19 protein-coding genes and 1 pseudogene are annotated in these 22497 nt (G+C 68.4%); 6 read left to right on the forward strand and 14 right to left on the reverse strand.

The genetic code is table 11. From position 1 onward, the window contains the following. Positions 1-19: 19 nt before the first annotated feature. Complete coding sequence (locus CAL29_RS03340) at positions 20-1411, reverse strand: MmgE/PrpD family protein (protein WP_094851561.1); 1392 nt, start codon at positions 1409-1411, stop codon at positions 20-22. Between the two features lie 231 nt (positions 1412-1642). Between CAL29_RS03340 and CAL29_RS03345 the strand changes: the two genes are divergently transcribed. Beyond that, positions 1643-2353 (forward strand): GntR family transcriptional regulator, encoded by a 711-nt coding sequence (locus tag CAL29_RS03345; protein ID WP_094851562.1) that lies wholly within the window; start codon positions 1643-1645, stop codon positions 2351-2353. Between the two features lie 30 nt (positions 2354-2383). Here CAL29_RS03345 and pcaC read toward each other — a convergent pair whose 3' ends face one another. After that, positions 2384-2794 (reverse strand): 4-carboxymuconolactone decarboxylase, encoded by a 411-nt coding sequence (pcaC, locus tag CAL29_RS03350; protein ID WP_094851563.1) that lies wholly within the window; start codon positions 2792-2794, stop codon positions 2384-2386. Between the two features lie 160 nt (positions 2795-2954). Between pcaC and CAL29_RS03355 the strand changes: the two genes are divergently transcribed. Both CAL29_RS03355 and CAL29_RS03360 read left to right on the forward strand, forming a co-directional pair. Then, positions 2955-3869 carry an NAD(P)-dependent oxidoreductase gene (locus tag CAL29_RS03355; protein WP_094851564.1) on the forward strand — a complete coding sequence of 305 codons (915 nt, stop codon included), beginning with the start codon at positions 2955-2957 and terminating at the stop codon, positions 3867-3869. A gap of 210 nt (positions 3870-4079) precedes the next feature. Then, entirely contained in the window at positions 4080-5063 is a 984-nt protein-coding gene (locus CAL29_RS03360) for a Bug family tripartite tricarboxylate transporter substrate binding protein (protein WP_094851565.1), read from the forward strand. A gap of 82 nt (positions 5064-5145) precedes the next feature. Here CAL29_RS03360 and CAL29_RS03365 read toward each other — a convergent pair whose 3' ends face one another. After that, positions 5146-5949, reverse strand: coding sequence for an SDR family NAD(P)-dependent oxidoreductase (locus CAL29_RS03365; protein WP_094851566.1), 804 nt, complete (start codon positions 5947-5949; stop codon positions 5146-5148). Between the two features lie 96 nt (positions 5950-6045). Beyond that, complete coding sequence (locus tag CAL29_RS03370) at positions 6046-7398, reverse strand: MFS transporter (RefSeq protein ID WP_094851567.1); 1353 nt, start codon at positions 7396-7398, stop codon at positions 6046-6048. A 130-nt stretch (positions 7399-7528) separates the two neighbouring features. Between CAL29_RS03370 and CAL29_RS03375 the strand changes: the two genes are divergently transcribed. Continuing rightward, a complete protein-coding gene (locus tag CAL29_RS03375) occupies positions 7529-8626 on the forward strand; it encodes a LacI family DNA-binding transcriptional regulator (RefSeq protein ID WP_094851568.1) in 1098 nt (365 codons plus the stop codon). Between the two features lie 163 nt (positions 8627-8789). On the opposite strand, the gene CAL29_RS03380 is transcribed toward CAL29_RS03375, so the two are convergent. The 6 genes from CAL29_RS03380 to CAL29_RS03405 form a co-directional block, all read right to left on the reverse strand. Further along, a complete protein-coding gene (locus CAL29_RS03380) occupies positions 8790-10055 on the reverse strand; it encodes an MFS transporter (protein WP_094852679.1) in 1266 nt (421 codons plus the stop codon). Between the two features lie 148 nt (positions 10056-10203). Then, entirely contained in the window at positions 10204-11190 is a 987-nt protein-coding gene (locus CAL29_RS03385; RefSeq protein WP_179283887.1) for a tripartite tricarboxylate transporter substrate binding protein, read from the reverse strand. A 133-nt stretch (positions 11191-11323) separates the two neighbouring features. Then, complete coding sequence (locus CAL29_RS03390; protein ID WP_094852680.1) at positions 11324-12466, reverse strand: hypothetical protein; 1143 nt, start codon at positions 12464-12466, stop codon at positions 11324-11326. Continuing rightward, a complete protein-coding gene (locus tag CAL29_RS03395) occupies positions 12463-13248 on the reverse strand; it encodes a ferritin-like domain-containing protein (protein ID WP_094852681.1) in 786 nt (261 codons plus the stop codon). The genes CAL29_RS03390 and CAL29_RS03395 overlap by 4 nt, the downstream gene beginning before the upstream one ends. Then, positions 13238-14221, reverse strand: a complete 984-nt coding sequence (locus CAL29_RS03400; protein WP_094851570.1) for a hypothetical protein — start codon at positions 14219-14221, stop codon at positions 13238-13240. The genes CAL29_RS03395 and CAL29_RS03400 overlap by 11 nt, the downstream gene beginning before the upstream one ends. Before the next feature lie 57 nt (positions 14222-14278). Beyond that, complete coding sequence (locus tag CAL29_RS03405; RefSeq protein ID WP_094851571.1) at positions 14279-15298, reverse strand: glycosyltransferase; 1020 nt, start codon at positions 15296-15298, stop codon at positions 14279-14281. Between the two features lie 283 nt (positions 15299-15581). On the opposite strand from CAL29_RS03405, the gene CAL29_RS03410 reads away from it, so the two are divergent. Further along, complete coding sequence (locus tag CAL29_RS03410; protein WP_179283888.1) at positions 15582-16829, forward strand: acyltransferase family protein; 1248 nt, start codon at positions 15582-15584, stop codon at positions 16827-16829. Here CAL29_RS03410 and CAL29_RS03415 read toward each other — a convergent pair. Both CAL29_RS03415 and CAL29_RS03420 read right to left on the reverse strand, forming a co-directional pair. Next, positions 16798-17679, reverse strand: a complete 882-nt coding sequence (locus CAL29_RS03415) for an EamA family transporter (protein ID WP_094851573.1) — start codon at positions 17677-17679, stop codon at positions 16798-16800. The genes CAL29_RS03410 and CAL29_RS03415 overlap by 32 nt on opposite strands. A 215-nt stretch (positions 17680-17894) precedes the next feature. Next, on the reverse strand, positions 17895-19490 hold the full coding sequence (locus CAL29_RS03420; RefSeq protein ID WP_094851574.1) for an MFS transporter: 1596 nt from the start codon (positions 19488-19490) through the stop codon (positions 17895-17897). A gap of 147 nt (positions 19491-19637) precedes the next feature. Here CAL29_RS03420 and CAL29_RS03425 point away from each other — a divergent pair, with 147 nt between their 5' ends. Next, positions 19638-20585: a LysR substrate-binding domain-containing protein gene (locus tag CAL29_RS03425; RefSeq protein WP_094851575.1), complete on the forward strand. Its 948-nt coding sequence runs from the start codon at positions 19638-19640 to the stop codon at positions 20583-20585. A 1-nt stretch (position 20586) separates the two neighbouring features. Here the strand turns inward: CAL29_RS03425 and CAL29_RS03430 are convergent. Continuing rightward, a pseudogene (locus tag CAL29_RS03430) lies at positions 20587-21570 on the reverse strand (tripartite tricarboxylate transporter substrate binding protein). 116 nt (positions 21571-21686) lie between these two features. Continuing rightward, entirely contained in the window at positions 21687-22496 is an 810-nt protein-coding gene (locus CAL29_RS03440; RefSeq protein WP_094851578.1) for an HpcH/HpaI aldolase family protein, read from the reverse strand. Position 22497: the final 1 nt, after the last annotated feature.

The following is a 22497-nucleotide window of genomic DNA, read 5'->3' on the forward strand; positions in this document are numbered from 1 at the left end:
GCGGGCCGCCGTGGCCGCGCTAAGGACGCGTGGCCAGGCGCATGGGCAGCGATCCGTCGGCGGCGTGCTCCAGCGACCAGACCGCGTCTATCAGGCGATCGGCATCCACGTTCACGCCGCCATCGTGGTTCAGTTGCCGCAGCTTCTGTTCGATCTCGCGGTCCTCCAGTGGGCGGGCGAGGGAGCCGCGCGGGGCCGAGATGTCGCGCTGCAAGGTCTTGCCGTCCGCGAAGACGACATGGACCTTGACGGCGTCGACGGACATGTCGGCGTCGTAGCGGAAGACCACGCGTGATCCCAGGGCGCGCAGCGTCGGATCGGCCGCCGCCTCGTCCGAGAATTCCGCGAGACCCGCGCGTCCCCGGACCAGCGACACCGCCACCGCATGCTGGGCGCAGACCTGCGATTGCCGGCCGTTGGAAATGGCCGGGCGGTCCGTGCGCTGCCGCAGCAAGGGGTGGCCGAGCAGTTCGATGGACGCGATGCCGCGCCATCCTCCGTCGGCGATCGCCGGATCCCGCGCCAGGTCCAGGCATGCGTCGATGACAGGATTCAGGACGACGCCGCAAGGGTAGGGCTTGTATGCGTTGTTCAACAATTCCCACCGTTCTCCCAGCCCTTGGGTGATCTCCGTGAAGCGCGGCGCGTCGCTCACCACGCGCAGGAATCCCCGCTCTCCCTCCAGGGGTCGGGCGGGACCGTCGAAGCCTTCGAGGACCAGGAAGGAGGAAAGCAGGCCATTGCGCGCCGCGTTGCCGACGCTGATGCTCTTGGCCGCCGTGCCCAGCGTTTCCACCAGGCCGCCCGCCTGGACCGCGGCCGCGCCGATGACATGGACGTTTTGCGCGGCATCCAGTCCCAGGCATCGGCCGGCCGCCAGGGCCGAGCCGAAGACGCCGCAGGTCGACGTGATGTGCCAGCCCCGGGCGTAGTGTTCCGGTGAAATGGCGTTGCCGATGCGGCACGCGGCTTCGACGCCCAGGACGAAGGCGTGCAGCAGTTGGCGGCCGCTGACGGGACGGGCCTCGGCGAGGGCGAACAGCGCCGGCGCGATCGGCGAGGTGGGATGGATGATGGTCGGATGATGCGTGTCGTCGAAATCGTAGAGATTCGCCGCCATGGCGTTGAGCGCCGCCGCGGTCGGCATGTCCACGCGCTCCGCGCGCCCCGCCAGGCTGGCCTGGGGACCGGCGGAAAAGCGGGAATAGGCGCGCAGCGCGGCTTCGATCGTCGGCGTGCGCGCGGCGGACAGCGCGACCGCGAAGAAATTCAACAGCGCGCGGCAGGCGGCGTGGCGCACGTTCGCGGGGACGTCCTCCCACTGGCTGGCGGCGATGAAACGGGCGAGTTCCGCGCTGACGGCGCCGGCGTCAGCGGCGCCGTCGGTCGGGGAGGGAAGGGTCGGGCTCATGGCGCATCCTGTTTTCGGTATTATGGATGGATTGTATTATTGAGTGATCATATTGGGTGATCATAGTCAGGGAGACCACGGCGTGCAACGTGCGCAAGATGTGCGACGTGCGCGATGCCGCGAGACCAGGCCGGATGGCCTGGATTTGCCGGCTAAACTATCGACCTTCGGGATGTTCCACAGCGGTCCCGCGGCGCTTGCCGCGCCGGGCCCTTCTTGCCTCAAAGACGCATGACTTCTTCCGCAGAGACACAAGACGATTTCAAGGTCGAGCGCGTTGCCTCGGTGCTGCGCCACCGTGTCACGGACAGCATCCGGAATGCGATTCTCGTCGGCCGCTTCGCCGCGGGCGAGCGGCTTCCCGAACGCGAACTCTGCGAGATGACCGGCGTCAGCCGCACCCTCGTGCGCGAAGCGCTGCGGCAACTGGAGTCCGAAGGGCTGATCGTCGTCATCCCGCATCGGGGACCGGTGGTCGCCCGGGTGACGCCCGAGCAGGCGCGCGGCATCTACCAGGTGCGCGAAGAGCTCGAAGGCCTGGCGTGCCAGCTTTTCGCGGAATTCGCCTCGGAGGCGCAACTGGCGGATTTGCGCGAGGCGTTCCAGACGCTCAAGCGGGCCTTCACGCGCGGCACCGCGCTGGAACGGATCACGGCCAAGAACGCGTTCTACCAGTGCCTGCTGGACGGCGCCGGCAACGAGGCCCTGATGACCACCCTGCGGCTCCTGAATTCCCGCGTCATGCTGCTGCGGTCGACCTCCATGCAGGCGCCCGGCCGCGCCAAGCAGAGCGTGGCGGAACTCTCCGTGCTCATGCAGGCGCTGGAGGCGCGCGACGGCAAGGCGGCCCGGGCCGCCGGCAGCCAGCACGTGCGCAACGCGGCCAACGTCGCGATAGCGATACTCCAGGAATCGCTGGCGGCGCAGGCCGTCGCCGTGTAGTAGAAGGCAGGCGCGTAAGGAGCCGGCGGATCAGGCGACCGGACCGTCCTTTTCCATCTCGGCGATCACTTCGCGCGCGGCCTTCATGGCGTCCAGCGATGCGGGCACGCCGCAATAGATCGCCGCCTGCAGGACGACCTCGACGATCTCGGCCTTGGTGATGCCGTTGTTGATGGCGCCCCGCATGTGCAGGCGCAACTCGTTCGGCCGGTTCAGCGCGATCAGCATCGCCAGGTTCAGGAAGCTGCGCGTCTTGCGCTCCAGGCCGGGCCGGGTCCACACGTCTCCCCAGCAATACTCCGTGACCAGCTTCTGCAAGGGCGCCGTCAGGTCGTCCGCGCTGTCCAGCGATTTGTTCACGTAGGCGTCACCGACGACGGCGCGACGCACTTCCAGGCCTTTCCTGAATTGCTCTGACTGAAATTCCGGCCTCATTGCCATGACTGTGATCTCCACGGGTTGAAACGCGGCGGCGGACCATCCCATTGCCGTCGTTTGTGTATTAGCATAATACAATCCTATTGTATTTCCATAAGCGAGATGGCGATGCGGCGGAAATCTTCCGCCGCTCGTCCTCGAAATCGACCGGAGCGAGACTTCAATGACGACGCAAATGCATCTCGGGTTCGTGGGCATCGGACGCATGGGCGCCCCCATGGTGGAGCGCCTGCTGAATGCTGGATTCAAGGTCACCATCCACGATAGACAGCCGGCGGCGCTGAAAGCCCTGCAGGCCAAGGGCGCGGACATCGCCGCGTCGCCCAGGGCGGTCGCGGACGTCGCGGCGACCGTGCTGGTGTCGCTGCCGACGCCGGACATCGTCCTGGCGGTGGCCCTGGGGGACGACGGCCTGGTGCACGGCAAGGCGGTGCGCACCGTGGTCGACCTGTCCACCAGCGGGTCCCAGGCGGCGCGGTCGCTGGCCGAAGGCCTGGCCAAGCGCGGGATCGAAAGCATCGATTGCCCGGTCAGCGGCGGCGTGACGGGCGCCGGGAAGGGCACGCTGGCGCTGATGGTGTCCGGCCCGAGCGCCCGCTTCGAGGCGTTGCGGGAGGTGCTTGCTGTGCTGGGCAAGCCCGTCCACGTGGGCGAGAAGCCCGGCATGGCGCAAACGATGAAGGTGATCAACAACCTGATCTCCGTCACCGCGCTGAGCGTCACCTCCGAGCTTATGGTCATGGGGGTGAAGGCCGGGCTGGATCCGGACGTCATGCTGCAGATCATCAATGCCGGTTCCGGCCGGACCAATGCCTCCGAGGACAAGATTCCTCGTTTCGTCCTCACCCGGCGTTTCGATTTCGGCTTCGCGCTGGGGCTGTCGGCCAAGGACGTACGCCTCTGCCATGAGGAGAGCGAGCAACTGGGCATGCGGCTGCGGGTGGGCGAGGCGGCGCGCCTCCTGCTCAACGATGCGCGGGACAAGTTCGGCGACGACGCGGACCTGACCGAGATCATCCGCTACGTCGAGGAGGAGGCCGGCGTGGAGGTGCGTGGCAAGGCCGCCGGGGAAAAGTAGGCGTCCATCGCGGTAGGTGCTCATCGCAGTAAGCGTCCATCAGTAAGCGCCCGTCGCCCCCATTCCCGCGGGCAGCCGGGCGGGCGCGCGGGGCGTCGGAAATCAAAAATGCCCCCACGCCGCGCGGCTCACGCCGCTTGCTGCCCCCCAAGGGGGTGTTTTTGCCTTGGGGCGGCCCGGCGGCAAAAAAAGAAAGATCGGAGACTATCGATGTACGGCTTATCCAGAAAAGTCGGCGCGGCGCTTGCGCGCCTGGCGCTCTGCGCGGCGATCCTGCCGGGCGCGGCCCAGGCCGCCTATCCCGACCGTCCGGTCAGGGTCATCGTGCCGTTCGCCGCCGGTGGCGGGGCCGACATCGTCGCCCGGCTGGTCTTCAAGGGCGTGGGCGAGCAACTGGGCAAGGCCTTCATCATCGACAACCGCGGCGGGGCCGGCGGCATCGTCGGCGCGGACGCCGTCGCCAAGGCCGAGCCCGACGGCTACACGCTGCTGCTGGGGCAAAGCGGCCCGAACGCCATCAACCCGTCGGTGTTCAGCAAGCTCCCCTACGACGCGCGCAAGGACTTCGCGCCGATTACGCAACTCACGCGCTATCCCTACGTGATCGCCGTCAAGAAGCAATTGCCGGTCGACAACCTGAAGGCGCTGATCGATCTGGCCAAGCGGAAGCCCGGAACGCTGACCGTGTCCACGGCCGGGCAGGGGAGCTCGGCCCACCTCGCCATCGAGCTGTTCATGCGGCAGGCGGGGATTTCGATCAACCCGGTGCCGTACAAAGGGGCGGGGCCGGCCTTGCTGGACGTGGTCAGCGGCGTGGTGGACATGACGTTCGGCGACGCCGCTTCCGCGTCCAAGCAGGCCCAGGCCGGGAACGTCAAGGCGCTTGCCGTCACGGGCGCCCGGCGATCGCCGCTGCTGCCCGATGTGCCGACGGTGGCCGAGGCCGGCGTGCCGGGCTACGAGGCCTCGGCGTGGCACGGCGTCCTGGCGCCGCGCGGCACGCCGGCGCCCATCGTCCATACCTTGCAGCAGGCCATCGCCAAAGTGCTGGCGGATCCGGCCTTGCGGGCGCGCCTGGCGCAGGACGGCATTGAAACGGTGGGCAGTTCGCCCGAGGAATTCAACCGGGCGCTGCTGGCCGAAATCGACAAATGGCACCAGGTCGTGGTCGACGCGCACATCAAGCTCGAATAGCGGACGGACGTTCCGGGTATGCCGGAACCGGAATGATGGGCCTGCATGGGACCTACATGGAACCGGCGGCCTGCCCGCCCGATCAGCTTGCGAGCCACCCGCCGTCTATGGGCATGACGACGCCCGTGATCTGCCGCGCGGCGGGGCCGCACAGATAGACCACCATTTCCGCCACGTCCGCGGCGTCCACCAGTTGTCCGTTCGGCTGCTTTCCTTTTAGAAAAGCCGTGACGGCCGCCTCCCGTTCCAGGCCTTGCTCCCGCATCAAGGCGTCGATACGGGCGTCGATGCTGGGCGTCAGCACCGAGCCGGGACAGAGGGCGTTGCAGGTGATGCCGTCTTCCAGGCACTCCAGCGCGACGGCACGCGTCAGGCCCACGATGGCCGTTTTCGTGGTGACGTAGTCCACCCGGTTCGGGGCCGCGCGCGCGCCGTACACGGACGTCATGTTGAAGATGCGGCCCCATCGCCGGGCGCGCATGGACGGAATGACCTGCTGGATCGCGCGAAACGCCGCGGTGAGGTTTATCGCCAGGGAATCGTTCCACTGTTGCAGCGGCAGGCGCTCGACCGCGTCGAAGTGCCGGACCACCGCATTGTTGACGAGGATGTCGATGGGTCCCGCCCGCGCGACGGCCCGGTCGACCAGGGCGCCTGCCGGATCCGGGTCGTGTCCGGGGAGCAGGTCGCACTGGACATAGAAGGCCTCGACGTCGAACGCGCCGCGCAGTTCGGAGACTTTCTCCGCCATGCTTTCCTCGGGCGCCAGGCCGTGCAATACGATGCGGCAACCCTCCTTGGCGAGGCGCTCCGCGATGGCCAGTCCCAGGCCGTCGTTGGAGCCGGTGACCAATGCGGTTTTGCCGCGGAGGTTCGATAAGGTCATGATGCGTGGGTGTCCGGTGATTCGAGGGGCCGCTGGGGCTGAATGGCATGGTGCCGGCGGGCCGCGTGTATGGCAAGGGCCCGCCCGCGTCCGCGCTCAGTGCCGATATTGCGCCGCGGCGACGGTGGATGGCGTATTCATGTCCGGCGCGTCGTCGCTGGAAAGGTCCCGGCCCTTCGTCTCCGGCAGGAAGCGCAGGATGATGGGCAGCGCGATGACGGAGACCGCGATCAAGTAGCCGGCGGGCGCGATCGGATTGCCGGTGACGACGCCGAGCCAGGTGGCGACATACGGGCCGGGGCCGCTGACGAGCACGTTGGCCAGGTTGAAGCCGGTGGCGCTTCCGGTGGAGCGCGATCCGGCGGGGAATAGCTCGACCATCAGGACGACGGTCGAGACGCTGGCCAGGGACTGGCACAGCGCGATCAGCGACAGACCCGCGACGATCAGCATGACGTCGCCGGTGGAGATCAGCTTGAAGGCCGGGACGAGCAGGACGATGAAGCCCACCGTTCCCACCAGGTTGATGCTGCGGCGGCCGTATCTGTCGACCAGGTGGCCCGCCACCACGCACAGGCAGAGGTAGATGGCCAGGGTGACGGTGCTGATGGTCAGCGCGAGCGGGCGCGTCAGGCCCACGGACACGATCAGCAGGTTCACGGCGAACGCGGCCAGATAGTAGTAGCCGACGCCTTGCACGGCGCCGACGGCGAAGGTCAGCAGGATAGGGCGATAGTCCTTGCGGGTCTTGGTCCACAGCGAGGAGTCGTCGATGCGGTTTTCGCGCTTTATCTGGTTGAAGACGGGCGTGTCTTCCAGCTTCAGCCGCAGATAGAGGCCCGCGAAGGAGAGCGGCGCGGCCGCGATGAAGGGCACGCGCCATCCCCAGCTCTCCAGGTCGGCCACCGAGAGCGAGGTGGTAAAGATCAGGGCCGTCAGGCTGGCCATCATCAGCGCGAAGGCCGAGGTGGCCGAGCCGATGCTGCCCACCAGGCCGCGGCGGTGCGCGGGCGCGCTTTCGACCAGGAAGGCATTGGCGCCGGTGACTTCGCCGCCGGTGGAAAAGCCCTGGATGCAGCGGATGACCAGCAGCAGGACGGGCGCCCAGATGCCGATCTGGTCATAGGTGGGCAGCAGGCCCAGGAATGCGGTGCTGATGCCCATCAGCAGGAGCGAGATCGACAGGGCGACCCGCCGGCCGTGCTTGTCGCCGATGGGGCCGAGCACGACGCCGCCGAGGGGGCGCAGCACGAAACCCACCGCGAAGATCGCCAGCGTGGCGAGAATCTGCGTCGCCGGCGTGTTATTGGGGAACATCTGCTTGCCGATCACCACGGCGAAGAAGCCGTACAGGCCCCAGTCGAACCACTCCATGAAATTGCCGATACCTACGGCGATAGCTACGCGTTTTAGGTCCGGCGAGCCGGATTCCTGGACGTTTCTCATCATTTGTCTCCTTTTCGCCTTGAGCGGAATCGCGATGCGCGAGGAAGGAATCTATGTCGTTTTTCTGTTAGCGCTATCAGCGATAGGGGCGATCTTACCTCAGGGCGCGGGCCTGTCAAATATAATTTTCGCCATGGAAACGCCCCTCGATAGAAGCCGAAAGCAAGCCGTCCGTGGCGGGAAAGCGGCGCCGGCGCGCGCCGGCGACGGCGTGGCGGGCAAGCGCCGCCCCAGCGGCCAGGGCGTGCGCATGATCGACGTGGCGCACGCCGCCGGCGTCTCCCTGATGACGGTTTCGCGCGCCCTCAGGCAGCCGGACCTGGTCTCGGAGGCGGCCCGCAAGGCCGTCCTGGACGCGGTGCGCAAGACCGGCTACGTCACGAACAGCGTCGCCGCGACGCTGGCGTCGAACCGGTCGAATGTCGTCGGCCTGATCGTTCCGGGCATCCAGAACTCGCTCTATGCCGAGACGACGAAGGGCATCGCCGACGTCCTGCGCGCCAGCGGCCTGCACCTGATCCTGGCGGACAGCGGCAATTCGCTGGACGAGGAGGAGTCGCTGGTGGGGGCGATGCTGTCCCAGCGGGTGTGCGGCCTGATATTGCATAACACCGACCACACGCCGAGGGCGCTGGCGATCATGAAGAACGCCGGGATTCCCATCATCGAAACCGGCGACATTCCCGCCGATCCGATCGACATGGCGGTCAGCTACTCGAACGCCGAGGCGTCGACGGCCATGACCTTGCACCTGGCCAGGCGGGGCTACAAGCGCATCGCTTTCGTCTCCCTGGACACGAAGCACAACCGGCGCGCCAGCGAGCGCTTGCGGGGCTACCTGGCCGCCTTGAAGTCCGCCGGCTTGCGCAAGGACCCGCGCCTCATCCGCGAGGCGGCGCCCGGCATCGCGTCGGGCGCGGAGGTCATGAGCCAGTTGATGAAGGTGACGCCCGCGGTCGACGCGATTTTCTTCGCCGGGGACGTGCTGGCGCTGGGCGCGCTGTTCGAGGCGCAGCGCCAGGGATGGAAAATCCCCGACCGCGTCGCCATCGCCAGCTTCGACGACCTGCCCATCCTGCAACACTCCGTCCCCCGCGTCACCTGCCTGCGCCTGCCCCGCCTCGACGTCGGCCGCCGCAGCGCCCAAGCCCTCCTAGACCGCCTCCAAGGCCTCGACGCCCCGGTGCATCTCAACCTGGGCTTCGAAATCATCCAGCGCGAAAGCACCTGATCCTTCGTGCCCCCGGGGCGCTTACCCGGAAAAGCCCATATGGCGCCCGGCTCAGGGTGAAGGATTTAGCTTCGTTATTCTTGATAGCGCTATCAGCGTCGGGTATCGCCAAGCGGTATCCGCATGAACATGCGTGGCAACGTGCGACGGAGGCCAGGACGCCTCAGGTCGCCGGTGCGGGGGCTTGTTCCGGGGTGGTGGCGGCGTAGGGGCTGACGCGGCCTATCCACCACATGGCGAAGAGGATGCAGGCACAGCATAGCCATCCGTTCACGCCGTAGCCGGAGATGCGGCCGGCGGGGGTGGTGCTCAGCGTCAGGCCGCCGATCCAGGCGCCGGTGCCGGTGGCGATCTGCTGCACCGCGGAATTCACGCTCATGAAGGCGCCGCGCCGGTGCGGTTCGGGCACCGTGGTGAGCAGCGCCTGGACCGGGATCATGCGGGAGTTCGCCGACACCATGAAGAAGGGGAACAGCACGATGAGGCACCACAGCGGCAACTGCGGAAGATGCGTGATGAACAGGACGGGCGCCAGGGAACACAGCGCGGCCACCTGGAACACCCGCCGCTTGCCGTAGCGGTCGGAAAGCTTGCCGACCCGGCGCGACGTGAAGAAGGTGGCGAAGCCGCCGGCCATGTAGATCAGCGAGATATTCTCCGGCTCCACCCCCAGGTTGCCCACGAAGGTCGGGGAGATGAAGGGCACGATCAGCATGTGCGAGCCCATGACGATGGCCGTCAGGATGAAGCCGCGCACGTGCGCGGGCTCGCGCAGCAGGGACCACAGGTCGGGCAGGGTTCTCGACAAGGGCACCGGCGGAATGCGGATGTGCGCGGTGAGGGTGGGCAGCACCTTGCAGGCGCCGGCCCAGATCAGCACGGAAAGCAGGACCAGTTCGAAGAACGGCGAGCTCCAGCCGTAATGCGCGCCGAGCACCACGCCTAGCGGCACGCCCGCCACCGCGGCCAGCGAAAACGAGGTCATGACCAGGCCCATGGCCGCGCCGCGGCGCTGCGGCGGGATGACGTCGCCGATGATCGCGAGCAGCACGGAGTTCAGCACGCCGCCCGTCAGCCCCGCGAAGGCGCGCGACAGCAGCAGCGCGTGGTAGTTGGTCGCCATCGCGCAGACCAGGTTGGACAGGGCGAAGAGCGCGTACACGACCAGCATCATCGTGCGGCGGTCGAAGCGGTCCACGTAGGTCGCCGCCAGGAGGCCGGAAATGCCGGCGCACCAGGAATAGGCCGATACCGCCGCCGCGAAGGCGGCCGGGGAGATGGTGAAGGCCTGCATGATCTGCGGCCCCAGCGGCATCATCACCATGAAGTCGACGATGATGGTGAACTGGGTCAGCGCGAGCAGCCACAACAAGGCGCGCTCCCTGCCCGGGGTGAGCAGCGCGGCGGAAGATGCGTTGGAGGAAGACATGGATGCCAGGGATGCGGTGCGCGGGCGCATCGACGTGCGCCGCGCGTTAAGCGGAAGGTGACGGGGAATTCAACGACCGGACGCGGGATGGATGTACCCGCGGCGCGTCCAGGGCAGGTGCGAGGCCGTTTCTCGGATCGCCACGCCTTCAGTCCACGACTGCATGGGATTGTTGCACAATGACCCGCCAGCGCGCTATTTCATCGGCCAGGTATTTCTTGAAGAACGCCGGCGACTCCGCCATCGGCGCCATGCCGAGGTCGATGAAGCGTTGGCGCAGCGCCGGTTCCTCCATCGCCTGGTTGATGGCCTTGTTCAGCTTGTCGACGATGGGCTTGGGCGTGCCGGCGGGGGCGACGATGGAGTACCAGGTGGCGACTTCCATGCCGGTGACGCCCTGCTCGGCCATGGTCGGTATGTCCGGCACGGCCGGGAAGCGCTTGGCCGCGGTGATCGCCAGCGCCCGTATCTGGCCGCTTTCGATCAACTGCTTGGAGCTGGGGATGTTGATGAAGCTGAAGTCGGCCTCGCCGCTGATGACCGCCGTCAAGGCCGGCGCCGAGCCCTTGTAGGGCACGTGGGTGGCCTGGATGCCCGCCTTGATCTTGAACAGCTCGCCCGACAGCTGCTGCGTGCTGCCGCTGCCGGCCGACGAGAAGTTCAGCTTGCCGGGATGCTTCTTGGCGTAGTCGATGAACTCGGCCACGGACTTGACCGGCAGCTTGGGATTGATCAGCAGCAGGTTGGGCGCTTCCGCGAATATGGCCACCGGCTCGAAATCCTTGACCGCGTCGTAGTCGAGGTGGCGATACAGCGATTTGTTCACCGCCAGGGCGGTCGACGACAGCGACAGCGTGTAGCCGTCGGGGGCCGAGCGGGCGACATAGGACGCGGCGATGTTGGTGCCCGCGCCGGGACGATTCTCGACCACGATGTTGCCATGCAGTATGTTGGCGAGCTCCTTGGCCAGCAGCCGCGCCGCCACGTCGTTGCCGCCGCCGGGCGTGTAGCCGACGACGATCTTCACGGGATGCTCGGGATAGTTGTCCGCCGCGGTGGACTGCGCGCAAGCGGCGCCGGACAGCAGGGAAAGGCCAAGAAGGGCTGTAGCAAGTCTTGTCGTTACCTTTTTCACAGGCTTAGTCTCCGTCGTTTTTTTGTGTGTGGTGGTGCTACGGAGACGAGTCTGCGCCGTTCGCGCCGGCTCGGCATTCACGATAGGCCAACCCCTCTTCAGAAAAAACGAAGGGGGTGGGCTGCGACTACGGCTATGACGCCAGCTTCAGCAGGACGCGCACCCATGCGTCGAGCCGCGCCTGGGCCAGCGCCGGGCCGTCCCGCGCCGGGCCATCGGCGGCGTCTTCGTCCCTCAGCGCCCGCGCAGCCTCCGCCACCTGGTCCCTGAAGGAGGCCGCATCCCCGCGCCACGCCACGATCCGATGACGCAGGCCCAATTGGGCTGCGCGGACGGCGTTCGCGGCCTGTTCGGGCTGGTCGGTGAGCACCAGCACGATGGGCTTGCGGTAGACCGAGGCGATGGACAAGGTGGCCATGCCGGGCGCCGAGACGATCACGTCGCTGTGGGCGGCGCGGTCGACCCAGCGTTCGTCGCGTCCGGTCCAGCCGGGCAGGCCCTCGTAGCCTTCGCCCACGCAGTGGGCGGCCATGCCGGCCGCGGCCAGCCCCGCCGTCAGGGCGCCGGCCAGGTCGGGGCCTCGAAAGTGCGGATTCAGGTAGACGGCGGCGCGGCCCGGTTGGCGGAGACCGGACACGTCATCGCCCGGTTCGCCTGAAATCGCCGGGCCGGGCGCCGCCGCCACGGCGACCGGCGTCGGCAAGCGGTAGGTATCGCCCGCGCCCGTCGTCTCCGCGTCGCCATAGGCAAAGTCATGCTCGATCCGTGCCCGCGCCGACGCGATCTGCCATGCCACCACGCGCCCGAACAGGCCGGCCAACCACCCCGCCAGCCGGCCCTGGAAATTCCCCTCCAGGGCCGCGCGCAGGCTGGCTCCATAGACGTGCACCACCTTGCGCCGCCCGCCCGGCAGCCATCCCAGGGTCAGCAAGGCCGGGTGGAAGGAATCGTTGACCACCAGGTCGGCGTCGCGCATCCATGCGCGCAGGCGCCGGATGTCGCGCAGCATCCGGGTCGGGAAGAACATGTAGCGGGCGACGTTGCGGTCGGTCTCGCGGCGCAGCATGTTCTGCGCGGCGTCGAATTGCACCGCGTAGTGCCGCGAGAGCACGGGCGCGTCGATGCCGAATCCCGCCAGGAACCGCCGCCCTTCATCCGAAGTGGTGACGACCTGGACCCGCGCGCCCGCCGCCGTCAGGGCATGCGCCAGCAACTGGGCCCGCATCAGGTGCCCGCGGGCGTCGGCGGTCGCCAGGTAAAGAATCCGTGGCGTCATCGATGCGGATCGCGCTCCGGCGTCCGCATGGCGTCCGCCGCCGGCCGGGATCGCCAGGCGCATAGCCAGCCCGCCAGGTACATCCCTATCGATCCGCTGATGCCGAAGCCGCGCTCGATGCCGCGTATCTCCCGCAGCAGCGCTTCCAGCCGGGGCAATTCCGGCGTTGCGACGATGCGCGTCAGGGTGTGCATGCAGAGCCGGACATGCCGGGACTCGTCATCCAGCACGCCCGCGAGCAAGGGATGCAGCGGATGGTCCGCGCCGATGGTGTCGCAATGGCGGCGCAATACGCGGACGCCCATCTGTTCCGCGCACAGTCCGATGGCATAGGCCGGCACCAGCACGCCTTGCGAGAAGTGCGGCGCGTGGCGCAGGGCCAGTCGCTTCCAGCGGGCGATCTTGCGGCGGCTGAGCCAGTCCGGCTCGCCGGTATGGGTCGAGCCGCCGCGCTGCGCGATGGCGTCCGCGAACATGCGCACATGCCCGCGTTCTTCCTCCAGGTGCCGGGCGGCCTGGCGCGACAGCCAGGCCGGCGAGTCCTGCGACGTCCACTCGTCCTGCAGGGCTTGTTCGGTGGACGCTTCGCCGATGAGATACATGCGCAGGAGCAGGACCTCGCCCGCCTGGCTGGCATGCAGCCGGCGCAGCGCGGCGCGCTTGATGCGGTCCACCAGCCGGGCTTGAAGGCGCGGCCAGCCGCGCGCCGGCGGCGGCAGCAGGCATGCGTGGACATCCCGCGCATCCGGGGCGTCCGGGGTATTCGGGGCGCTAGTCGGCATGGTCCGTATGCGCATCGCGTTGCCGGGTGAGGATCAGGCCGAGGAAGCTGTCTTCCATGAACAGGCGCGCCACCCGCGCCGCCTGGGGAAAGGCCTGCTGGATGCCGTTGTAGCGGAGATAGCCCTGGCCGTCGCGGGCGCCGACGGTCAAGGCGTCGTTCTTGGCGAAGCCATGTTCGCGCAGGGGCTGCAATAGCGTTTCGTTTTCCAGGCCGAACAGGAACAGGTCTCCCTGGACGGCGCGGCGCGGAATGTGGCCGCTCAATGCCTGCATGTCCAGCGACCAGTTGCCCTGCGCGATCCGTGCCGGAATGTCCGCCTCGCCGCCCAGTTGGCTCTGGAAGCGGACGCGCGCGAGCTGCTTGGCGACCTTGCCCACGCCCAGGGAAACGATGATGTCGGCGGCGTCCGCCCGCTGCCCCGCCACGCGCACCTGCACCAGTCCCTGCGCGATGCGCGCCGTCAGCGATGGCTTGGCCAGCACGTCGACGGCGCGCTCGGGCGTCAGGACGGTCTCCTCGCCCTTCGGCCCATTCACGGTGACGCGATACGGATCGAGCTGGATGTCCGTGAAGTCGCCCCGGACCGGCGCATGCGCGTGCATGCTCGTTTTCCACTTGGCGCCGTCGCGGCTCAGCTTCAGGTGCAGGCTCAGCGGCACGCGCGCGCCGTGCGCGTCCACGCCGCTGCCTTGCAGCAGGACGTCGCCCACCGGCGTGTCCGAGGCATAGGCGCGCGCATTGTCGAAGCGGATCGCGTGGGCCTCGGTATCCACCGTGGCGCGCGTGTCGGGATCGGCCAGCGCCAGGCGGTCGCAGGCCTGGCCGCCCGCGGTGGCGTCGCCCAGCGGGCACCCGCTATGGGACTCGAAATTGAAGACGCCGCGGCCGGTGTACGACGCGGCGGCCGCATGGGCACTGGCACACAGGAACAGGGCGGTGGCGAGAGTGCGGGAAGTCGGGCGGATGGCCATCTGGAGTTTCCACGGAATAATCATGCCCGCGCCTCCGATGGGAGGGCGGGGCGGCGATCAATGACGATGATAGGAGAGCGCCTGGGCGTCGGCGCCGCGGCGCGCGGTATCGATGCCGATGCCTCGCGCCAGCGCCCCCAGCGCATCCACCGCGGAGAATCCCAGGATCATGGCGATGGCGGCCAGCCGGCGCGGCCCGCGCAGCGGCGCCATGTCCTGCCGGTTCAGCGCGCGCAGGCTGTGGCGCAAGCGGATCGCCAGCACGCACAGCGGACCGACGGGCCCGCTGCGCGCCAGCCATTGCAGGCGGGCGGGCGCGTAGGCGCGCACCAGGAAGGGCGTGAGGCCGACGCTGTCCTGGCCGCGCATCCAGCGCAGTTGCAGCGCTTCGCGCCTGCTGTCGGGCAGGCGATGTTCGGTGTGCGCGCGCGGCGCGTAGCGCAGGGCGATGCCCGCGGCGGCGAGGCGCAGTCCCATGACCTGGCAGTGCGCGCGATAGACGCCCTGCATGGGCTGATAGCGGTATTGGTCGAACAGCGCGCGCTCGAAGGCCACGTTGTTGGCGTAGAAATTGGCCGTGGCCGCCGGCCCCAGCCGGCTGGGGAAGTACATGAAGTCGATGGTCGTCAGCGCCGTGCCCGCCACGGTCCCGGCATAGCTCGTGCGGCCGGCCACCACGCGCGGCGCGCCGGCTTCGGCGAAGGGCGCCAGCAGTTGCGCCAGCCAGTCGGCGTCGGGCACGCAATCGGCGTCGCCGAAGACGACGTAATCGCAGCGCGCGGCGTCGGTGCGGTCGAAGCCCTGGTTCTTGGCCTCGTAATAACCGGTCTCCGGCTGGATGCGGACGAAGTCGACCGGACGGCCGGCCAGCGCTTCGATCTCGCCGCAAACCGCTGGCGGCAAGCCGTCGTGGGTGATCACGACCTGGGCCAGGCAGGCCAGGGGAAGACTTTGTCGAGTCAAGACCGCTACCAGCCGTTTCAGGCTGCCTGCAACGCGTTGCGGATCGGCCCCGCCGCGCAGGTTGTTCGTTTCCAGCACCAAGGCGGTTCTTGCGGCGATCTGTTCTGTGGACATCGCGCTCTCGTTCTTCGGAGGTCGGCCAATTCTAAACCGATGAGCAAGCGGCGCGCCGGAAGATAAGGAAACATTCTCTGAGTTATCGAGACCGCGCGCCCCCGGCTCGCGTGATAGCCTCCCCGCATACTTTCATCCCATCGCGGCCGGGCGCATTTTTCCGCCTCGGACCGCAACGCCCGGGACAACGCGCCCGGGACCACCGGGCGAGGCGCGATGCGCGCAGGCATCGACGCCGATTGTTCCCGCGCGTAGCTCCCATATGCTCCCACGCTGCCGGAGATTGCCGCCTCGCCCTTTCATCGAGGAGGGCCGAGCGATCGCGGACCGCAATATCTGGCAAAACACACCCCAACCGGCGCCCGGCCAGCGCGCCTCCCATCTTCCCTCGCTGACGCCGCTGCGCGGCATTGCCGCGGTCTGGGTGGTCCTGTACCACTACGGCGTGCTCTACTTCCCCAGCATGCAGCCGGACAAGCACACGGGTCTCTTGAACAAGGGCTACCTGGCGGTGGACCTGTTCTTCCTGCTGAGCGGCTTCGTCATGGCGCATGTCTACCGCGACATGTTTTCGCGCCAGGTCGATACGCGCAGCTATTGGACTTTCCTGTCGGCGCGCATCGCGCGCCTGTATCCGCTGCACCTGGTGGTGCTGGGCCTGTTCGTGGCGCTGGCGCTCGTGGTCGGCGTCGTGAGCTACGCCTCGGGCGGGCCGCCGGCGGGCATCCCGGTCACCGGCGTGCGATCCCTGCTCGCGCTGGTCGCCAATCTTTTCATGCTGCAAGGCCTGCATGCCAGCACCTTGAGCTGGAACTACGCGGCGTGGTCCATCAGCCTGGAATTCATGGCGTATCTGGTGTTTCCTTTCGTGCTGGTGGCGGTATGGCGGGCGCGTCTGCGGACGCAGGGCGCGCTGGCGCTGGCCTTGTGCGCGGTGCTGGCCGGGCTGGCGTGGTGGTCGGGCGACGACTTCAACCAATGGGACGGGCCCACCACCTTGCTGCGCTGCCTGCCGGAATTTCTGCTCGGCACGCTGCTTTATCGCGTCTACCTGTCGCCGGCGCGCGCCGCCTTGCTGTCGGGCGACGCGGTCGCGCTCGGCTTGCTGGCCATGCTGCTGCTGACGCTACACGCCAAGGGGCCGGACCTCCTGGCGATCCTGTTGCTGGCGGGGCTGCTGATGGCGGTGGTGTCGAACCGCAGCCGCATCGGCGCATGGCTGAACAGCAGTCCGCTGGTCTGGCTGGGCGAAGTCTCGTATGCCCTGTACCTGGTCCATGGCCTGGTGCAGCATACGACCAGCGAAGTGCTGTCGCGCGGGCTGCACATCCAGGACAGGCACGTGCTGTCGAGCAATTCCTCGCTGGGGATGCTGGTCCTGATGCTGGGGACCAGCCTGTTGCTGGCGGCCGCCTGCTACCGCTGGATCGAGAAGCCGGCGCAGCGTTACCTGCGCGGGGCGCTGGCGGCGCGGCGCGACGGCGCGCTTGCCCGCCGCGCTATCCTGGCAACGAAGCCGCCGCCGGGCTGACCGGCGTGCGCGGCGCGGTGAAGGCGCTGCCCATGGAGGCGGCCATGATCATGCCGATCGCCAGCCATTGCGTGGCGCTGAGGTGTTCGTCCAGCATGAGCAGGGCCAGCAGCGCCGCCGCGGCGGGCTCCATGCTGAGCATGATGCCGAAGGCCTGCTTGGGCAGGCGCTTGAGCGCCACCATTTCCAGCGACATCGGGATGGCGCTGGAGAGCGCGGCCACGCCCAGGCCGACCAGGAGCACGGTGGGCGACAGCAGGGCCATGCCGGCCTGCGCCGCGCCGATCGGCACGACGACGAGGGCGGCGACGGTCAGCCCCAGCGACACGGAGTGGCCCGCGTGCAGATGCCCCACGCGCTTGCCGTTGACGATGTAGGTGGCCCACAGCGCGGCGGCGGCCAGGGCGAACGTGACGCCGGTGGGGTCCAGCGTGCTGACGTTGTTCACCATCGGCAGCAGCAGCCCCAGGCCCACGATGGCCAGCAGCACCCAGACGAAATCCAGGGGCCGGCGCGAGCCGAGCAAGGCCACCAGCAGCGGCCCGGAAAACTCGATGGCCACGGCCACGCCGAAGGGTATGGTGCGCAGCGCCATGTAGAAGCACAGGTTCATCGCGCCCAGGGCCACGCCGTAACAGGCGACCCGCCGCGCATCCCGCGCGCGCAGGGGCCAGCGCCAGGGGCGCCATAGCAGAAGCAGCAGCAGCGCGGAGAATCCCACCCGCACCGCCGTCGTGCCCGCCGCCCCGACCAGCGGAAACAGCGTGTGCTTGGCCCACGAGGTCCCCAGCGCGAGAAAGATCACGGAGCCGAGAACGGACAGTAACGGTAACAACGAGGCGCGGCGCATGGGGTGGGCGAACGGTGGGCGTAAGGCGTGATTTTGCCGCATTTCGCCGATTGCCGCCCCGTCGCCCGATTCGGAAAATAGATGCGATCGAATCCATTTCGAGGAGAAAAGGCAAGGAAATCGAAAAAAAGATGCGATGGCATCTTTTCGGAGGCAACGTCGCCCCGCTGCGATGTCTTTCGGCCGGATGGCATGGCGGCGGGGCGTCGGCAGGATCAGGATGCGCTGGCGGTGGTGGCTCGGCGCATGGTGAGGTAGCTCGCGAACGCCAGGGTCCAGACGGCGAGGGCGCCGTAGAGCATGATCCAGCCGAAGCCGTGCGTGAGCGCGGCACGGGCCAGGGCTTCCAGCGTTTCCGGCGGCAGGCCGGTGGTTGTGGCGGCCGTGGGGTTGCGCAGGTCGCCGGCGGCGATGCGGCTGGCAAGGGCGCGGATGGCGTCGCCGGCGAGCTGTGCGGGCAATGCGGTCCGTAGATGCCGGGCGACGCCCGCGACCAGCAGGAAGCCCATCGTGGCGATGTTCACCGCCAGGGAAATCATGCGGGCGCTCATGTCGATGCCGGACGCCATGCCGGCGCGCGCACTCGATACGGAGCCGGTGCTGGTGTTGGTGACGGGAGTGTTGGTCAGGCCCAGCCCGGCGCCGGCGACCAGGCATCCCGGCAGCACGGTCAGCCACGGCGTCGTGCTGCCGATGCGCATCAGCAGGAAGCCCAGTCCGATGACGAACAATCCGCCCGGGATGACGATGCCGGGCCGATAGCGCAGCGCGAGCCGTTCGCCCAGCGGCGGAAGGACCAGCGTGGGCAGCGTGTAGGCCAGCAGCCAGGCGCCCGCGGTGGCGGCGTCCAGGCCCAGGGCGCCCTGGAAGTAGATGGGCAGGTAGATGACCATGGGCCAGAAACTGAAGTTCATGCCCGCGGAACCCAGCAGCGCACCGGAGAAATTGCGGATGCGGAAAACCGGGAAATGGAACATGGGATGCGCGGCGCGCCGCTCGGCGGCGAGGAACGCGCAGAAGGAAACGAGGCTCGCCGCCAGCGCCGCAAGGGCGGAGGCGTCGCCGAAGCCGGCATCGGCGCCCTGCGTCACGAAGTACGCCAGTCCCAGCACCGCCAGGGATAGCGTGACGGTGCCCGCGACGTCCAGCCGGCCCGCGTCCGGATTGCGCGATTCCCGCACGCTGTTCATGGCGAGGATCCACGTCAGCACGGCGACGAAGACGTGCACCCAGAAGACCCAGCGCCAACTGGACAGCGCCACGATGACGCCGCCGATCAAGGGGCCGAAGCCCAGTCCGATGCCGAAGACGATGCCCCAGGCGCTGAACGCCTTGGCGCGCAGGCCCGGCTGGCTGAACTGGCGCGAGAGCACGGCCACCAGGCAGATCAGCATCGCGCCGCCGCTGGCGCCTTGCAGGACGCGGGCGCCGATCAGCAGGGGCGTGCTCCAGGCCAGGCCGCACAACAGGGACGACGCGCCGAACAGCGCGATCGCGTAGAGGAATACCCGCTTGCGGCCATAGCGGTCGGCCAGCGTGCCGGTGGCCATCAGCACCGCGGCGCAGGCGATGGTGTAGCCGTTCATGATCCACTGCATGCCCTGGAAGCTGCCTTGCAGGGTGTTTTCCAGGAGGGGCAGGATCACCGGCACGCTGGAGATCTCCAGGCCGGACATCAGGGCGGCCAGGCAGACGGCCAGCAGGGCGAGGCGGTCGCGCGGCGAGAAGGCGGTTTGCGGCGGCGGGTGTGTCCGCCGCGGGGATGGGGGCGCCGGTGGCGTGGCGGAGGCTTCGAGGTTGCGCGCCTGCATGCTGCGGTTACTCCGTGGGGAAGAAGGCGTCCGACGTAAGGGCATAAGGGGGCGGACACGACGAACGGAGTTTATGGGAATAAAATTCTCAAATTGTCTAGATAAATTCCTGGCTTTGGATCCTGAAATGATCCAATTGGACGCGTGATGATCGACAAGCTGGACGGCGTGACCACCTTCGTGCAGGTCGTGGAAGCGGGCGGGTTCGCCGCCGCCGCGGAACGGCTGGACCTCACGCGTTCGGCGGTCGGCAAGGCCATCGCCCGGCTCGAGGCCCGGCTGGGGGTGCGCCTGATCCAGCGCAATACGCGCAACCAGGCCCTGACGGCCGAGGGGCTGGCCTATTACGAACGCTGCGTGCGCGCGCTCGCCGAACTGGATGCCGGCGAGGCCGACCTGGACAGCGGCCGCATGGCGCCCAGCGGGCGCTTGCGCGTCAGCGTGCCCGAGGCCTTCGGCCAGCTCTGCGTGGCGCCGGTGCTGCTGGACCTGACGCGCCAGCATCCGGCGCTGCACGTCGACCTGTCCTTCACCGACCGCTACGTGGACCTCATCGAGGAAGGCTTCGACCTCGCCGTCCGCATCGGCGCGCTGGAAGACAGCAGCACGCTGGCGGCGCGGCGCCTGGGCACGCAGCATACGGGCATCGGCGCGTCGCCGGCCTACCTGGCGCGCCACGGCACGCCGCGCGACGTCGACGACCTGGAGGGGCACGTGCGCATCGCCTATTCGCATGGCGGCGCCACCGCGGCATGGACGCTGCGCGACGCCGCCGGCCGGACGCGGCGGGTGGACGTGCCCACGCAGATCAGCATGGACGACATACAGGCCATTGCCAACGCCGCCGCCGAAGGCCTGGGCCTGGCGTGGCTGCCGAGCTGGCTGATGGCGCATTACGTGCGGCGCGGCGCGCTGGTGCAGGTGCTGGAGAACACGGCCATCCCGCCGCAGGAGATCTACGCCGTCTGGCCCCGGGTCCGTCATCTGCGCTGCAAGACCCGCGCGGCCATCGATGCCCTGGTCGCGCGGATCCCGGCGTTGATGGGCGCGGAAACGGCGTCGCGCCACGGCCGTCCCGGCGCGCTTATCCCTTAGCCTATTCCTTGTCCAGCCCGATCCGCTTGACGATGGCGCCGTAGCGCGCGTATTCCGCGTTGACGAAGGACGCGAAGTCGGCGCCTTTCTTGTAGACCAGGGGCGTGTCCAGCTTGTTCGCCGCTTCCTGGTACGCCGCCGTGTGGACCGCCTGGTCGCAGGCCGCTTCCAGCCTGGCGCGCACGGCGGCGGGAAGGCCCTTGGGCGCGATGAGGCCGCCCCATACGGAGAAGGCGATGGGATAGCCCAGTTCCTTGACCGTCGGCACGTCCGGATACGCCGCCAGCCGCGTTTCGCTGAACAACGCCAGGGGCCGGAGCTTGTACTGCCGGGACACGGTGGGGGTTTCGTCGAAGACGTCTATCTGTCCGCCCATCAGGCCGGTGACCATCTCGCTGGAGCTCTTGTAGGGCACGTGCAGCGCGCTCGCGCCCGCCGCGTCCATCAGGCCCTGCATGGAAAGATGCAGGACCGTGCCGGCGCCCGACGACCCGTAGTTGATCTTGCCCGGGTGCTGCCTGGCCGCATCGATGACGTCCTGCAGGCGATGCTACGGCGAATCGCTCTTCACCATCATCATCAACGGCACCTCGTAGGTTCCGCAGATGTGGTCGAAGCTGTCCGGCGCGTAGCCGGTCTTGCGGATGGCCGGCTGGATGGCTTCCGGGCCCACCACGCTCAGGCCGATGGTATAGCCGTCGCGCGGCGCGCGGGCGAGCTCGGACATGCCGATGGCGCCGCCCGCGCCGGCGCGGTTCTCGATGACGACGCCCTTGCCCAGCGCCTCCGTCAGCGGCTTCTGCAGGATGCGCGCCATGATGTCGGAGGTCCCGCCCGGTCCGAAGGGAACGATCATGGTGATGGGCCGCGCCGGGTAGTCGTCGCGGGCCCACGCGGGCGCGGCGGCCGTGGCGAGCAGGACCAGGCAAAGGGATGCGGCGGCCGGGCGCGAGGACCTGGCCGTACGGCGTATCGGGGCTGGCATGGGTTGTCTCCCTGGTTTTTTTTCGTGATGGTTGCGGCCGGCCGCCGCCGCTTTCCGGCGATGCGCGCCGGGGCGGCAGGGCGAGGTCTCCCGCCGGCCGGCGCGGGTCTATCGGTTCAATACACCGTGCCGTCGAACGTGCGCGCGAGGTCCGGCTGGATGGCCTGGATGAAGGCGGTGGCCTGGCGCATCATCATTCCCATGTCGGACGCCACGGCGACGAAGCGGTAGCCCAGCGCCAGGAACTGGCGCACGATCTCCGGCGTGGGGCCGACGATCCCGCAGGGCTTGCCCAGGGCCTGGCAGCGCTTCGCGACGTCCTCGATGACGGCCAGCACGTCGGGATGGGTGATGTTGCCGATGTGCCCCATATTGGCCGACAGGTCGCCGGGCCCGAGGAAGAAGGCGTCGACGCCGGGCACCGCCGCCATCGCCTCCAGATTGCTGACGGCGCGCGGCGTTTCCAACTGGATGATGGTGAAGACCGAATCGTTGGCCCGCGCGCCGTAGCCGGTCGCCGTGCCGTAGCCGCTGGCCCGATGCACGGCCGCGAAGCCGCGCGTGCCCTGCGGCGGATACTTGGCGTTGGCGACGGCCTGCGCGGCCTGTTCCGGCGTGTCGATGAAAGGGAACATCAGCGTGCCGGCGCCCAGGTCCAGCGCGCGCTTGACGCAGACGGCGTCGTTGGCGGGCAGGCGCGCGATGGCGCAGGCGGACGTGCCCGCGATCGCCTGCAGCGTGTGCAAGGTGTCCTTCTGGTCCATGGGCACGTGCTCGAGGTCGACGAGCAGCCAGTCGAAACCGGCGCGCCCCATGGCCTCGGCGGTGCTGGTGGCGCCCGACATCAGCCAGGTGCCCAGCGGCACGCCCGGTCGGGCCAGGCGCTGGCGGAAGGGATTGACGAGCAGGTCGTTGTTCGCGGTCATG

This window comes from Bordetella genomosp. 10 (assembly GCF_002261225.1).
In the GTDB taxonomy this organism is placed as follows: Bacteria; Pseudomonadota; Gammaproteobacteria; order Burkholderiales; family Burkholderiaceae_B; genus Bordetella_C.

What these genes read in the sequence shown, in the direction of transcription:
- CAL29_RS03340 (WP_094851561.1), bottom strand. Translation starts at nt 1,411, where the DNA reads ATGAGCCCGACCCTTCCCTCCCCGACCGACGGCGCCGCTGACGCCGGC.
- CAL29_RS03345 (WP_094851562.1), top strand. Translation starts at nt 1,643, where the DNA reads ATGACTTCTTCCGCAGAGACACAAGACGATTTCAAGGTCGAGCGCGTT.
- pcaC (WP_094851563.1), bottom strand. Translation starts at nt 2,794, where the DNA reads ATGGCAATGAGGCCGGAATTTCAGTCAGAGCAATTCAGGAAAGGCCTG.
- CAL29_RS03355 (WP_094851564.1), top strand. Translation starts at nt 2,955, where the DNA reads ATGACGACGCAAATGCATCTCGGGTTCGTGGGCATCGGACGCATGGGC.
- CAL29_RS03360 (WP_094851565.1), top strand. Translation starts at nt 4,080, where the DNA reads ATGTACGGCTTATCCAGAAAAGTCGGCGCGGCGCTTGCGCGCCTGGCG.
- CAL29_RS03365 (WP_094851566.1), bottom strand. Translation starts at nt 5,949, where the DNA reads ATGACCTTATCGAACCTCCGCGGCAAAACCGCATTGGTCACCGGCTCC.
- CAL29_RS03370 (WP_094851567.1), bottom strand. Translation starts at nt 7,398, where the DNA reads ATGATGAGAAACGTCCAGGAATCCGGCTCGCCGGACCTAAAACGCGTA.
- CAL29_RS03375 (WP_094851568.1), top strand. Translation starts at nt 7,529, where the DNA reads ATGGAAACGCCCCTCGATAGAAGCCGAAAGCAAGCCGTCCGTGGCGGG.
- CAL29_RS03380 (WP_094852679.1), bottom strand. Translation starts at nt 10,055, where the DNA reads ATGTCTTCCTCCAACGCATCTTCCGCCGCGCTGCTCACCCCGGGCAGG.
- CAL29_RS03390 (WP_094852680.1), bottom strand. Translation starts at nt 12,466, where the DNA reads ATGACGCCACGGATTCTTTACCTGGCGACCGCCGACGCCCGCGGGCAC.
- CAL29_RS03395 (WP_094852681.1), bottom strand. Translation starts at nt 13,248, where the DNA reads ATGCCGACTAGCGCCCCGAATACCCCGGACGCCCCGGATGCGCGGGAT.
- CAL29_RS03400 (WP_094851570.1), bottom strand. Translation starts at nt 14,221, where the DNA reads ATGGCCATCCGCCCGACTTCCCGCACTCTCGCCACCGCCCTGTTCCTG.
- CAL29_RS03405 (WP_094851571.1), bottom strand. Translation starts at nt 15,298, where the DNA reads ATGTCCACAGAACAGATCGCCGCAAGAACCGCCTTGGTGCTGGAAACG.
- CAL29_RS03415 (WP_094851573.1), bottom strand. Translation starts at nt 17,679, where the DNA reads ATGCGCCGCGCCTCGTTGTTACCGTTACTGTCCGTTCTCGGCTCCGTG.
- CAL29_RS03420 (WP_094851574.1), bottom strand. Translation starts at nt 19,490, where the DNA reads ATGCAGGCGCGCAACCTCGAAGCCTCCGCCACGCCACCGGCGCCCCCA.
- CAL29_RS03425 (WP_094851575.1), top strand. Translation starts at nt 19,638, where the DNA reads ATGATCGACAAGCTGGACGGCGTGACCACCTTCGTGCAGGTCGTGGAA.
- CAL29_RS03440 (WP_094851578.1), bottom strand. Translation starts at nt 22,496, where the DNA reads ATGACCGCGAACAACGACCTGCTCGTCAATCCCTTCCGCCAGCGCCTG.